General features: G+C 73.7%; 10 protein-coding genes. 5 read left to right on the forward strand and 5 right to left on the reverse strand.

Annotation, left to right across the window (positions count from 1 at the left end; translation table 11 throughout):
• Window position 1: 1 nt before the first annotated feature.
• A complete protein-coding gene (locus AC0KTA_RS14230; protein WP_481055500.1) occupies window positions 2–3,724 on the reverse strand; it encodes a nitrate reductase subunit alpha in 3,723 nt (1,240 codons plus the stop codon).
• A 219-nt stretch (window positions 3,725–3,943) separates the two neighbouring features.
• Between AC0KTA_RS14230 and AC0KTA_RS14235 the strand changes: the two genes are divergently transcribed.
• On the forward strand, window positions 3,944–4,915 hold the full coding sequence (locus AC0KTA_RS14235; RefSeq protein WP_481055501.1) for a tellurite resistance/C4-dicarboxylate transporter family protein: 972 nt from the start codon (window positions 3,944–3,946) through the stop codon (window positions 4,913–4,915).
• Between the two features lie 49 nt (window positions 4,916–4,964).
• On the opposite strand, the gene AC0KTA_RS14240 is transcribed toward AC0KTA_RS14235, so the two are convergent.
• The gene (locus AC0KTA_RS14240) at window positions 4,965–5,306 is read right to left on the reverse strand and encodes a cupin domain-containing protein (protein ID WP_481055502.1); all 342 of its coding nucleotides are present in this window, start codon (window positions 5,304–5,306) and stop codon (window positions 4,965–4,967) included.
• A gap of 123 nt (window positions 5,307–5,429) precedes the next feature.
• Here AC0KTA_RS14240 and AC0KTA_RS14245 point away from each other — a divergent pair, with 123 nt between their 5' ends.
• Window positions 5,430–5,888 carry a VOC family protein gene (locus AC0KTA_RS14245; RefSeq protein WP_481055503.1) on the forward strand — a complete coding sequence of 153 codons (459 nt, stop codon included), beginning with the start codon at window positions 5,430–5,432 and terminating at the stop codon, window positions 5,886–5,888.
• On the opposite strand, the gene AC0KTA_RS14250 is transcribed toward AC0KTA_RS14245, so the two are convergent.
• A complete protein-coding gene (locus AC0KTA_RS14250) occupies window positions 5,885–6,409 on the reverse strand; it encodes a MarR family winged helix-turn-helix transcriptional regulator (protein ID WP_481055504.1) in 525 nt (174 codons plus the stop codon). The two genes, AC0KTA_RS14245 and AC0KTA_RS14250, sit on opposite strands and share 4 nt — an antisense overlap.
• A gap of 80 nt (window positions 6,410–6,489) precedes the next feature.
• Here AC0KTA_RS14250 and AC0KTA_RS14255 point away from each other — a divergent pair, with 80 nt between their 5' ends.
• Entirely contained in the window at window positions 6,490–7,893 is a 1,404-nt protein-coding gene (locus tag AC0KTA_RS14255; protein ID WP_481055505.1) for an MFS transporter, read from the forward strand.
• 127 nt (window positions 7,894–8,020) lie between these two features.
• On the opposite strand, the gene AC0KTA_RS14260 is transcribed toward AC0KTA_RS14255, so the two are convergent.
• Complete coding sequence (locus tag AC0KTA_RS14260; RefSeq protein ID WP_481055506.1) at window positions 8,021–8,542, reverse strand: hypothetical protein; 522 nt, start codon at window positions 8,540–8,542, stop codon at window positions 8,021–8,023.
• Window positions 8,543–8,930: 388 nt separating this feature from the next.
• On the opposite strand from AC0KTA_RS14260, the gene AC0KTA_RS14265 reads away from it, so the two are divergent.
• Window positions 8,931–9,365 carry a hypothetical protein gene (locus tag AC0KTA_RS14265; protein ID WP_481055507.1) on the forward strand — a complete coding sequence of 145 codons (435 nt, stop codon included), beginning with the start codon at window positions 8,931–8,933 and terminating at the stop codon, window positions 9,363–9,365.
• 23 nt (window positions 9,366–9,388) lie between these two features.
• A complete protein-coding gene (locus AC0KTA_RS14270) occupies window positions 9,389–10,252 on the forward strand; it encodes an RNA polymerase sigma factor (protein WP_481055508.1) in 864 nt (287 codons plus the stop codon).
• Between the two features lie 42 nt (window positions 10,253–10,294).
• On the opposite strand, the gene AC0KTA_RS14275 is transcribed toward AC0KTA_RS14270, so the two are convergent.
• The gene (locus AC0KTA_RS14275; protein WP_481055509.1) at window positions 10,295–13,045 is read right to left on the reverse strand and encodes an MMPL family transporter; all 2,751 of its coding nucleotides are present in this window, start codon (window positions 13,043–13,045) and stop codon (window positions 10,295–10,297) included.
• Window positions 13,046–13,072: the final 27 nt, after the last annotated feature.

Below are 13,072 nucleotides of genomic sequence, written 5' to 3' on the forward strand. Positions count from 1 at the left end.
GCTAGTACGTCACCTCCTGCTCGCTCCGGCGGCGGATCACGGTGACCTCGTCGCGCTGATTGCCCGTGGGGCCCAGGTAGTTGAAGGCCCAGGTGAGCTGGGCGTAGCCGCCGATGAGGTGGGACGGCTTGAGCAGCAGGCGGGTCAGGGAGTTGTGGATGCCGCCGCGCCGGCCGGTCGTCTCCGCCCTGGGGACGTTCACGGTGCGTTCCTGCGCGTGGTGCATGTAGACGGTGCCGGTCGGCATGCGGTGCGAGACGACGGCGCGGGCCGCGACCACGCCGTTCCTGTTCACGGCCTCGATCCAGTCGTTGTCGCGGACGCCGATCGCCGCCGCGTCGTCCGGGGACATCCAGATGACCTGGCCGCCGCGCGACAGGGACAGCATGAAGAGGTTGTCCTGGTACTCGGAGTGGATGGACCACTTGTTGTGCGGCGTCAGGTAGCGGACCGTCACTTCCTTCTCCCCGTCGGCGCCGAGGCGTGGCTCGCCGAACAGGCGGTGCATGTCCAGCGGGGGCCGGTACACGGGCAGCGCCTCGCCCAGCTCGTGGATCCAGTCGTGGTCGAGGAAGAAGTGCTGGCGTCCGGTGAGGGTGTGCCAGGGCTTGAGGTGCTCGGTGTTGAGGGTGAAGGCGGTGTAGCGGCGGCCGCCGGACTCGCTGCCGGACCACTCCGGCGAGGTGATGACGGGGACGGGCGCGGCCTGCGTGTCCGCGTAACTGACGCGCTTGCCCTCGTGCTCGGCCGCGAGGTGCGCCATCTCCTGGCCGGTGCGCGCCTCCAGGGTGCGGAAGCCCTGGGTGGCGAGGCGGCCGTTGGTCGTGCCGGACAGGGCGAGGATGGTGTTGGCGGCCTTCACGGCGGTGTCCAGGCGAGGGCGGCCCGCGGCGGGGCCTTTGCGTACGACGCCGTTGAGCGCGCGCAGCGCCTCCACCTCCTCGTCGGGGCGCAGCGCGATGCCCTTCGCGGGCAGGCCGAGCTTCTCCACCAGGGGGCCGAGCGCCGCGAACTTGGCGCCGATCGCGGTGTAGTCGCGCTCGACGACGGTCAGGGCGGGCATGGTCTTCCCGGGCACGGGCTCGCAGTCGCCGCGCCGCCAGTCCAGGGCGAGCCCGCCGGGCTGCGCGGTCTCGCCGGGGGTGTCGTGCTGGAGGGCGGTCGCGACCAGGTCGCGGCGGGTGCCGAGGTGGTCGGCGGCCAGCTCGCTGAACCGGTCGGCGATCGCGTGGAAGGTGTCGAAGTCGGTGCGGGCCTGCCACGGCGGGTCCACGGCCGGGCTGAAGGCGTGCACGAAGGGGTGCATGTCGGTGGTCGACAGGTCGTGCTTCTCGTACCAGGTGGCCGCGGGCAGCGTGATGTCGGACAACAGGGTCGAGGACGTCATCCGGAAGTCCAGCGACAGCAGCAGGTCCAACTTCCCTTCCGGGGCCTGCCCGTGCCAGGCCACGTCACGCGGGCGCACCCCCGGCGGCGCCTCCTCGGCCCGCAGGGAGGAATAGGTGCCGAGGAGATGCTTGGTGAAGTACTCGGCGCCCTTCGCGGACGAGCCGAGCAGGTTGGCGCGCCACAGGGTCAGCACACGCGGCCAGTTCTCCGGCGCGTCGGGGTCCTCGCAGGCGAACTTCAGCGCTCCCGAACGCAGTTGGTCCACCGCACCGGCCACCGGATCCTCCCCCTCCTCCCCCAGCTCCAGCGGGTTGCGGTCGAAGGTCGGATACGACGGCATCCAGCCCGCCCGTGTCGCCTGCGCCAGGCAGTCCGCGGCCGTCATCCCCGCGAACCGGCCCTCGCCCAGCGGCGAGGCGAGCACGTCGGCGCCGAAGGTGTCGTACCGCCACTGGTCGGTGTGCAGGAACCAGTATGCGGCGCCGATCATCTGCCGGGGCGGCCGCGACCAGTCGCCCGCGCCCGCGAGCGTGGCCCAGCCGGTGGCCGGGCGGCACTTCTCCTGCCCGACGTAGTGCGCCCAGCCGCCGCCGTTGCGCCCCTGACAGCCGGTGAGCTGGAGCAGCGCGAGAAAGGACCGGTAGATGGTCTCGGAGTGGAACCAGTGGTTGGTGCCCGCACCCATCAGGATCATGCAGCGGCCCTTGGACTTCTCGGCCGTCGCCGCGAACTCCCGGGCGATCCGCGCGCACTTGGCGGCCGGGACGGAGGTGTGCGCCTCCTGCCAGGCGGGCGTGCCGGGCGCGGACGCGTCGTCGTACGAGGACGGCCAGTCGCCCACGAGCCCCTCGCGGCCGACGCCGTACTGCGCGAGCAGCAGGTCGAAGACGGTGGTGACCAGCGGACTGTCCTGCCCGGCGAGCCGGATCGCGGGCACCCCGCGGCGCAGCACCTCGCCGCGCCCCTGCCCGTGCGCGCCGCCCTCGGTGTCGAACCGCGGCAGCAGCACTTCGACGCCGCGCGCGTCCTCCTCGTACAGCGAGAGCCGGGGCCGTACGTCCCCCAGGTCGAGGTTCCACCTCCCCTTGCCGGACTCGGTCCAGCGGAAGCCGAGCGAGCCGCCCGGGACGACGGGCTGCCCGCTGCCCTCGTCCAGGACGACGGTCTTCCACTCGGCGCCCTCACCGGTGTCGCCGAGGTCCGAGGCGCGCAGGAACTTCGCGGGGACGTACGCGCCGTCGCGCTCGGTCAGGGTGACCAGGAACGGCAGGTCGGTGAAGCGGCGTACGTAGTCGTCGAAGAACGGGACGCGCCGCTCGACGAAGCACTCCTTGAGGATCACATGGCCCATGGCGAGGGCGAGGGCGCCGTCCGTGCCGGGGTGCGGGTGCAGCCACTCGTCGGCGAACTTGGCGTTGTCGGCGTAGTCGGGGGCGACGACCACGACCTTCTGGCCCCGGTAGCGGGCCTCCGCCATCCAGTGCGCGTCGGGCGTCCGCGTCACCGGCACGTTCGAGCCCCACATGATCAGGTAGGCCGCGTCCCACCAGTCACCGGACTCCGGCACGTCCGTCTGGTCGCCGAAGACCTGCGGCGAGGCGACCGGCAGGTCCGCGTACCAGTCGTAGAAGGACAGCATGGGCGCGCCGATCAGCGACATGAAGCGGGCGCCGGCCGCGTGCGACACCATCGACATCGCGGGGATGGGCGAGAAGCCCGCGACCCGGTCGGGGCCGTACGTCTTGATGGTGTGCACGTGGGCCGCGGCGACGATCTCCACGGCCTCGTCCCAACTGGCCCGCACCAGGCCGCCCTTGCCGCGCGCCTGCTGATAGGTACGCCGCCGCTCGGGGTCGCCCTGGATGTCGGCCCAGGCGAGGACGGGGTCTTCGAGCCGCCCCTTGGCCTCCCGGTAGAGATCGAGCAGCACGCCCCTGACGTACGGATACCGGACGCGGGTCGGTGAGTACGTGTACCAGGAGAAGGCGGCGCCGCGGGGGCAGCCGCGGGGCTCGTACTCGGGGCGGTCGGGGCCCGTGGACGGGTAGTCGGTGGCCTGGGTCTCCCAGGTGATGATGCCGTCCTTGACGTACACCTTCCAACGGCAGGAGCCGGTGCAGTTCACGCCGTGCGTGGAGTGCACGACCTTGTCGTGGCTCCACCGGTCCCGGTAGAAGGCGTCGCCCTCGCGGCCGCCCTCGATCCGGACGCTGTGCAGATCGGGCGCGGCCTCGCCGCGGCGCAGGAAGCGGCCGGTGCGCAGGAGCAGGGCGTCCGGTTCGGCGGGGGCGTTCTCGGGGGCGTCCGGTTCGGTGGAGGCGGTCACACGCCCCATCCCAAGCCGGGGCGGGCGGGTCCGCAGCTCGGCCTAGGCTAAGTGGTGGCGGGCGCGCCCCCGGGATGTCATGGCCGTGTGACTCCCCAGTGGCGCGAGTGGCGCGGTGTGACGTCCCGTCTTCGGTGGCGCGAATGGCGTCGCGCGACTTCCCGTCTCCAGTGGCGCGAGTGGCGCCGTGCGGCTCCTTCGCTCCAGTGGCGCGCGTGGCGCGACGAAGTGACCTCGGCGCGCGTGTGGCGCGAAGAGGTGACCCCGGCGGCGGGGGCGTGCGTGATGGCCACCGGCATTCTGTCCATCGGCCTGTACCTGACCGGCCACGACGTCCTGTCCGAGATCCTGCTGGCGATCGCGTCCCTGCTGTGGGTGCTGCTCGCGGCGGACTTCACGGACCTGCTGGTCCGGGACCGGGCGCGCTGGACGGCCGCCGCGATCACGCCGCCCGCGCTGACGGCGGTGGCGGCGACGACGGTGGTCGGCACCCGCTTCTCGCTCCTCGGCTGGCAGTGGCTCGCCATCACCCTCCTGGTGATCGCGACCGTGGTGTGGCCGGTCCTCCTGCTCGCCGTCGTACGGCACTGGCAGCGCGGCATGCCCGGCGGCGTGTTCCTGGTGTGCGTGGCGACGCAGGGGCTCTCCATCCTCGCGGCCACGCTGTACTTCGCGGGCGAGGGCGAGTGGCTGGGCGACGCGGGGCTCGCGCTGTTCGCGCTGGGGCTGCTGCTGTACGCCGACGCGCTGCTGCGGTTCGACTTCCGGCAGGTGTGGGCGGGGGCCGGGGACCAGTGGGTGGCGGGCGGGGCCCTCGCCATCTCCGCCCTTGCCTGCTCCAAACTGACGGCTTCGCCGCTGTGGACCGGCGCTGGCCACGAATTCCTGCGGAACCTCACCTACGTCTTGCTCGGCCTCGCGCTCGCCTGGTACGCCGTCCTCGCCGCCGCGGAGGTGGCCCGGCCGCGCTTCCACTACGACGTCCGCCGGTGGGCCACCGTCTTCCCCCTGGGCATGACGGCCGTGGCCACCCTGTCCACGGGCGTCGTGACGGACGTGCCCTGGCTGCGGACGCTGGGGCGGGTGCTGTTGTGGGTGGCGGTGGCGGGGTGGGGGCTCGTGTGGGTGGGGTTCGCTTGGGCGCGGGCCGAACCTGGGGCTCCGCCCCAGACCCCGCTCCTCAAACGCCGGAGGGGCTAGATTCTTGCGGCACGTTGTCAGCCCGTCCGGCGTTTGAGGACGAGGCCGTTCAGGCCGATGGTGTGGCCGTCACCGCCGTCAACAGGACCACCGAGTCCTCCAGGCCCAGCAGCCCATGCCGCTCCCGCGGCACCGCGCACAGCTGCCCCGCGGCAAGCACACTGTCGGCCCCCGACCCGGTGGTCAACCGCACCTTCCCCCGCAACACCTGCAGACTCGCCGCAGGCGGCGTGCTGTGCTCGTCGAGCGCGGAGCCGGAGGCCAAGGCGATCACGCTCTGGCGCAGCGCGCCGTCGTGCACGATCAGCTGCGCGCTGCGGCCGTGGGCGGCGGTGCGGGCCTGATTGAGGTGCTCTTCGGCGAGGGCGGTGAGGTCCTGGGTCTCGTGCATCGGGGGTCCTCCGTACGTCGGTGGGGCCGGTCGGGACGGTCGGGTACCAGGGTTCACGGCCGGAAACGCGCCGTACGGCATTGACGCGGCGGCAACACCGCACCCGACCCGTATTCTGACGTTATGTCAGACAATCAGCCGTCCCGCGCCACCCAGCTCGCCGAGGCCCCCGAGCCATCCGGGCCCTCCGACACCGATCTGCTCGGCATCGACAACGCGCTGTTCCCGGTCGGCGACCTGGACGAGGCCGTCGGCTTCTACGAGCATGCCGGGTTCCCGGTCGCGTACCGCCTCGACGAGGCCGGTCTCGCCATCCTGAAGGCGGGCGCCGAGACCCCCGGCGTGCTGCTGCGCGTCGAGGACGGCATCGGCCGCCGCCCGCCGCCGTGGCCCGCCCCGCGCTTCTGGCTCGAGGTGCGGGACGCCCGCGCCAAGGCCCGCGCCCTCGCGGCGGCCGGCATCCCCGCCCTCACGGAGCCGTTCTCCACGGCGACGGGCTGGACGGTGGAGATCACCGACCCGTGGGGCAACGTCGTCGGCTTCACGGACTACTCGAAGAGGCCGGAACTGGCCCGCAGTTAGGACCCTCCCTCCGCCACCACCATGATCCGGCGCAGCAGATCCGACAGCTGCGCCCGCTCCGCCTTCGACAACACCCCGAGCAGCCGGTACTCCTCGTGGCCGAGTACGTCCATCGCGCCCAGCCACACCGCCCTGCCGGACTCGGTCAGCTCCACGTCCACGCGGCGGCGGTCGGCCCTGGACGGCGTGCGGCGCACCAGGCCGCGCCGCTCCAGTCCGTCGAGCCGCCCGGTGACCGAGGCCGGCGCGAGGTCGAGGTCGGCGGCCAGCTCGGACGGGGAGGCGCGGCCGTCGCGGCCCGCCAGCTTGTGCAGGGTCTCGAACTCGTGGCGCTCCAAGTCGAAGTCCACGAGGGACTGTTCGCGCACGCGGCGCAGATGGACGGTGAGCCTCTTCATCCGCGTGACGGCGCCCTCGACGTCGGGGTCCAGGTCGGGCAGCACCGGCTGCCAACGGGCGACGTGCCCGTCGGTCCAGTCCTGGGCGCGGGCCCCGCCGGGCCGCTTCGTCTCATCGGTCATGCCCACAGATTACGTCGGCCTACTTCGGCGCCAGATAATTCGTTGACGAATTATTCGCCAACGAATTAAAGTCCGGCACCATGCCTCCGCGCCTGCTCCGCCGCAACCGCCCCTTCCGGCTCTTCTTCATCGGCCGCTCCCTCTCCCTCGTCGGTGACGCCGTCATCCCGGCGGCGCTCGCCCTGGCCGTCCTGCGGATCACCGACTCCGCGTCCGCGCTGGCCCTCGTCCTCGGCTGCGCGATGGGCGCGCGCCTGGTGCTGCTGCCGCTCGGCGGAGTGGCGGGCGACCGCTTCGACGTACGGAAGATCGCGCTCACCACGGACCTGGTGCGCTGCGCCACCCAGCTCTTCGTGGGCGCCCAACTCCTCTCCGGCAGCCCCGAGGTGTGGCACCTCGCCGTGGCGGAGGGGGTGAGCGGTGCGGCCTCGGCGTTCGCCCTGCCGACGCTGCCGCCGCTGATCACCGGCATGGTGGCCGGCAAGGACCGGCACGCGGCCAACGCCGCGCTCGGCGTGGTCAGGAGCGGCACGCGGGTCGGCGGGCCCGCGCTGGCCGGGCTGCTGATCTGGGCGGCGGGGCCGGGCTGGGCGTTCGTGCTCCAGGGGCTGTGCTTCGCGGCGAGCGCGTGCCTGCTGTCGGCGGTGCGGGTGCGGCGGGCGGCCCCTGGCCAGGAGCGGCGCTCCCTGCGCAAGGACCTCGTGGAGGGCTGGCACGAGGTGCGCTCCCGCGACTGGTACTGGACGAGCCTGGTGGCGCACGCCGCGTGGAACGGCGCGGCGGCCGTCCTCATGACGCTAGGACCGGCCCTGGCGGTGCGGGAGTTGGGCGGAGAGGGGGCGTGGGTGGTGATGCTGCAGACGGGCGCCGTCGGACTGCTGCTCGGCTCCCTGCTCGCGGGCCGCGCCCGCCCGCGCCGCCCGATCCTCATGGCCAACCTGGGCCTGGCGACGTACGCGCTCCCCTTGAGCCTGCTGGCCGCCGGGGCCCCCGCTGCGGCCGTCATCGCCGCGTACGGCGTCGCGCAGGCCGGGCTCGGCTTCCTCTCGCCCGTGTGGGAGACGTCGGTGCAGGCGGCGATACCGCCGGGCGTGCTCGCCCGCGTCACGTCGTACGACTGGCTGCTCTCGCTGGCGGCGATGCCGCTCGGCTACACCCTCGGCCCGCTCGCGGCCGACGCGTGGGGTCCGTCCGTCCCGCTGTACGCGGCAGCGCTGACGGTGGGCGTGCTGTGCGCGGGGACAGCGGCGGTACCGGGCGTACGCACCTTCCGGCAGCCGCCCTCCACACGGCCGCGCACCTCCATGCCCGAAGGCACGACCGACGCGGAAGCCGACGGGCCGGCCGAGGCCGAACCCGGGGCCGGAGCCGAGGCCGAACCCGGAGCCGGAGCCGAGCCCGCAACCGTGGCCGTGGCCCACAGGCCGACCGACGCCGGAGCCGCTCCCGGCACCGACCCCCCGACCGAAGCCCACCGCCCCTGACTCCCACACCAGCCCCGCCCGCCACCGACCCGGCACCCGGCCGCCCACACCAGCCCCTCACCCCAACCCGGCCCCCACCCCGCCCCGACCGCCCCGGACACCACGCCCCCGCGCCCCTGACCAGGCCTCACCCCTCCCCGCCCGCACCCCCCGCGCTGCACGTCGCCCGCCCGAACGCCCCAACCGCCGCGTCCCGGTGGCGGTGTTCGCCGCCGACGGCGAGCGCGCAGCGCGCCTCCCCGCCCCGCTCGCCGAGCCGGACGCTCACCACGGGACGTGCCCCGGCCGGCACGAACACCGTCTTGCGCCAGGGCAGTCGTACGTCCGCCTCCACGGCGGGCCGCGCGCCGTCGCCGGTCTCGCTGCGCGCGAGGTACGAGATGTCGGCGCTGCCCTTCCCGGTGATCTCGTAGGTGACGGCGGCGACGGGCGGCCGGCCCCGGGCGACGTCCTCCGGCCGGAAGCCGTTGCCGCCGTCGCCGCCGTTCCCACCGTTCCCGTCCCCGAACATCCCGCGGACGACGAAGGCCGCGCAGATCACGAGCAGCACGGCCCCGGTCGCCACCACACGGCGGTCCGGGACCTCCCCCACCAAGCGCGCCTTCTCCTCCTCGGTCAGTTCGACCACGGTCTCCGAAAGCTCCGGCATCCCCACCCCTTGAGCCCCCCTCACACGTCCTCGACCGGCATGAATCCGGTGAGCGCGGCGGTTATACAACAGCTCGGCGGCCCGTCACCACGCCCGGTGGAAACCGGGCATATCGCGGCCCGGGGGACGGGTTTGCGGCAGCGGTTCGCGGACCGACGATCAGGGCGAAAGGTTGTACGGGCAGGGGGAGTTGGGCATGTGAGAAGGGACACCGGTGGCGGCCGTGACGGTGGGGATCCTGGTTGCGCTTGTTAAGCGGAGAGTGCGTTCGGTGCTCTCGCACAGGGTGAGGCGGAGCCGAAGGGGTGGGGACGACGTGGCCGGTGAGGGGACGAGAGCACCGAGAGCGGAAGCACCGAGAGCAGAGGTGCCACCAACAGCGGAACAGATGCGCGGGTACGCGCGAAGATTCGTCGCGCGTGTGACGGAGCGCGAGCGCGTGGCGGAGCGCAATCGATTACCGCTGGACTTCTCCGTACGGAGCCTGCGCGTCGTGGACTTCGTGATCGACGGACTGCGCAGGAGCGGGCGGGAGCGGGCCGAGGTCGCGGGCACGCTGTTCGGGTTCGGTGCGTACGTCGGGGAGGTGCTCGTGCGCCGCGCGGGGGCCACGTGGATCGACTTCGACGCCGGTCAGCGGGAGTTCTTCGGGCAGGCCGTCGGCGTACGGATGCCGGACGGGCGGGTGTGGAGCCCGCTGGGGAAGGTCGTGAACCGGTACGAGGTCGGGGCCGCGGAGTCGCTGCAGACCTTCTATCTGACGCTGCCGGGGCGGCACGCCGCCCGGATGCCCGACGCGGAGCCGGAACCCGCCCGCCGGTAGGCGCCGCGGGGACGGGAACGGACATGGGGGCACGGGCACGGTGCGCAGTGTCAGCGGGGGTTAAGAGGAGCGCGTGGGCGCGGGTGGGGACCAGCAGCGTGGGGGCCGGGGACGGGCGGACCACAGACGTGGGCGGGGGGGATTTTGGGGACCGAGGAGGACGGAGCAGGATCGGTGACGCGGCGCTGACGCGCGCGCTCGCCGACGCCAGGGAAGGCGACGAGGCGGCCTTCGCGCTGGTGTACCGGTGGGTGCACCCGGGGCTGCTCGGCTACGTACGCTCCCTCGTCGGCGACGAGTCGGAGGACGTGGCCTCCGAGGCGTGGCTGCAGATCGCCCGTGATCTGGGGCGGTTCACCGGCGACGGGGGCGACTTCCGCCGCTGGGCCGCCGCCATCGCCCGCAACCGCGCCCGCGACCACGTCCGCCGCCGCATGAGCCGCCCCCGCCTGAGCCTCACCGACGGCGACGCGCTCGACGTGCCGGACACCCGCGACACGGCCGAGGAAGTCCTGGAGTCGCTGGCCACCGACGAGACCGTGGAGCTGGTCGCCGCGCTGCCGCCGGACCAGGGCAAGGCCGTCTTCCTCGGCGTCCTCGTCGGCATGGACAGCCCGTCCGCCGCACGCGTCCTCGGCAAGCGGCCCGGCGCCGTCCGGATGGCCCTGCACCGCGGACTGCGGCGGCTGCGGGCGCAGTTGACCGGTGCGGCGCAGCGGGAGCGGCGGGGGCGGCGGGAGGACGGTGGTGGGCCCGACCCGGACCACCGGCACTGCCCGAACGGCGGTGGCCGCCCACGGGGGAGGGCGGCCACCGCTGTGCCGGTCGTCCCGCTCGCCGCCCCGTGGGCTCGGGTGGTCGCCGGCGCGCGGGCGTCCCGGCTGTGAGACCGGCGGGCGGGTGCAGCTCCGCCCCCGGCCGGGTCCGGTTCAGGTCACGGCGCCCACCCCGCCGCCGACCGCCTCCACCAGCTCCAGGTCGTACGTCAACGGCCCGTCGCCGAGCATGATGTGGCGGGCCCTGGACGCGTATCCGGGGGCGGTCGCCGCGAGCAGGTACACGCCCGGGGCGGGGGCCGCGAGGATGTAGGAGCCGTCGGCCAGGGACGACACGCGGTCCAGCCGGCGGCCGCCCTTGGACAGCAGCGTGAGCGTCACGCTGTGGATGGGTTCGCCGTCCGGCGTGACGATGAAGCCGTGCACCACGGAGGCGCCCGGGCGGGTGCCCGCGGGCACTTCGGCGCCGCAGCCCGCCGCGTCCCCGAAGGTGTCGCGGGGAGCGTCCCCCGTCTCGTACGCGTGCGCGGCGTCCCCTGTCTCGTACGCGTACGCGGCGTCGTACGTCTCGTACGCGTGCGCGGCCTCGTACGGATTGACCGCGGCGCAGGCCCCGGGCGGGACCGTGCATCCGGGCGGGGCCGTGCACCCGCCCGCCGAGCCAGGGGAGGTCGGCGGGCGGGAGTTTCCCAGGGCGGCCGCGACCAGGACCTCCAGGTCTTCCGGGGCCGGTGGCTCGGCCTCCTTCGGTTCGACGGCGAGGTGCGGCAGGCGGCGCTCGAGCCAGGCAGGGAGCCACCAGTTGGCGCGGCCGACGAGGTGCATCACGGCCGGGACGAGCGCCATGCGCAGGATGAAGGCGTCGAGCGCGACGGCCGCGGCAAGCCCGATGCCCGCCATTGCGCCCTCCAGGTCGCCGCTGAGCACGAACGCCGCGAAGACACAGATCATGACGATCGCCGCGCAGTTGATGACGTGGCCGGTCTCCGCGAGGCCGACGCGGACGGCGCGCGCGTTGTCGTGGGTGTGCACCCACTCCTCGCGCATGCGGCTCACCAGGAACACCTGGTAGTCCATCGACAGGCCGAAGAGCAGCGACAGCATGACGACGGGCAGGAAGGCCCCGATGGGCCCCTCTTTGCCGAGGCCGAGGACGTCCATGCCCCAGCCCCACTGGAACACCGCGACGAGCACCCCGAACGACGCGGCCGCCGCGACCAGGTTCATCAGGGCCGCCACGAGCGGCACGAGGAGCGAGCGGAAGGCGACCAGGAGCAGCAGGAAGCCGAGGGCGACGACGGCGCCCACGAAGTACGGGAGCCGGTCCGAGGTGACCGCAGCGAAGTCCTTGAACACGGCGGTCACGCCGCCGACATGGGCGTCCGCGCCCGCCTGCGGCAGGACGTCGCCGCGCAGCCGGTCGATCAGCCGGTCCGTCTCCTGGGACTGCGGGGAGGTGGTGGGCACGACCTCGATGACAGTGGCGTCGGGGGTGCCGGGGGTGTCCGCCGCGGCCGGTGGCGGCGGGGCCGCCGTGACGTGGGCGACGCCCTCGGTGTCCCGGATCCGCTCCACCAGGCCTTCGGTGTCCGCGGGGCCCGGCTTGTCCACGACGACCTGGAGGGGCCCGTTGAAGCCGGGGCCGAAGCCCTCCGCGAGCAGGTCGTAGGCCTGCCGGGTCGTCGTCGACTCCTGATGGTTGCCCTGGTCGGTGGCGCCGAGGCGCAGGGAGAGCAGCGGGATCGCGAGCGCGGCCATGACCGCGACGGCGAGGACGGCGACGGTGCGCGGGCGCCGCTCCACGGTGGCGGACCAGCGCGCCGCGAGGCCGTCCGGCTCCTCCGGCTCGGTCCCGGACTCGGCCTCGGACTCGGCGAGCCGGCGCCGCTGGCGGCGGCTGAGCACCCGGGCGCCGAGGAAGCCGAGCAGGGCCGGGAGCAGCGTGATCGCGGCGAGGACGCTGAGCACCACCGTCAGGGACGCCGCGATCACCACGCCGTCGAGGAAGGGCAGGTCCATCACGAGCATCCCGGCGAGCGCGACGCACACCGTGCCGCCCGCGAACAGCACGGCCCGCCCGGAGGTGTTGAGGGCCTGCGTCACCGACTCGCCCGGTTCCAGGCCGCGCAGGATGCCACGCCGGTGCCGGGTGACGATGAACAGCGCGTAGTCGATGCCGACGCCCAGGCCGATCAACGAGCCGAGCAGCGGCGCCACTTCGGGCACGTCCGTGACGTGGCTGAGCAGCATCGTGGCGAGCATGCCGGTGCCCACCGCGCACACCGCGGTGACGATCGGCAGGAGCATCGCGAAGAGCGAGCCGAAGGCGAGGAACAGCACCACGGCGGCGGCCGCGACGCCGACGGCCTCGGAGATACCCGCGGGCGGCTCCTGGGTGCGCGTGACGGCCTGGCCGCCCAACTCGACCTGGAGCCCGTCCCGTTCGGCGGCGCGGGCGGTGTCGACGACCCGCTCGATCAGGCCCTTGGGGATCTCGTCGGCCTGGCGTACGAAGGTGACCTGCGCGTAGGCGATCCGCCCGTCCGCGCTGACCTGGGCGGCGGCGGCCCGCCCCGGTCCGTACGGGCTCGTCACGGCGCCGACGCCGTCCAGGGCGGCGATCTTCTCCAGCGCGGGCTCGATCCGGTCGCGTACGGAGCCGTCGCGGACCGAGGAGCCCGCACGGGTCCGCCACACCACGGTGTCGGTGTCGCCGCTGCGCTCCGGGAACGCCTCGGTCATCAGGTCGTGGGCGCGCGCGGAGTCGGTGCCGGGCAGCGAGAAGACGTTGGAGTAGGCGGTACCGGCAGTGCCGCCGGCGGCGCCCAGGCCGAACAGGGCGCCTAGCCAGAGCACGAGGACCACAAGACGGTGCCGATGGCACCACCGTGCCCATGCCTCCACGTCGCACGCTCCTTCCCGCCGCCTGCC

It is taken from the genome of Streptomyces sp. Y309 (assembly GCF_056712025.1).